The following is a 217-nucleotide window of genomic DNA, read 5'->3' as shown; positions in this document are numbered from 1 at the left end:
CGTACTTGTAGAGGTGGTGAGACGTTTTGCATTCGGTAGTGAACCTGAATCGTTGGTGATGATGGCTATCGCATTCGTTGCATTGATTGCCAATACCAGTTGTCTGCTGCTCATATACAAACATCGGGGGGGTGGGGCGCACATGAAGGCAAGCTGGATATTCTCGGCCAATGACGTGGTGATCAATCTAGGTGTCATCACCGCCGGTGCTCTGGTC

1 pseudogene is annotated in these 217 nt (G+C 51.2%); it reads left to right on the top strand.

The features are described from left to right. A pseudogene (locus ACRHOC_RS15700) lies at window positions 1–217 on the top strand (cation transporter); the annotation flags it as partial.

Origin of the sequence: Winogradskyella poriferorum, from assembly GCF_050618035.1 — a bacterium.
Taxonomy (GTDB): domain Bacteria; phylum Bacteroidota; class Bacteroidia; order Flavobacteriales; family Flavobacteriaceae; genus Winogradskyella; species Winogradskyella poriferorum_A.
This window is presented reverse-complemented; position numbering and strand designations above follow the sequence as displayed.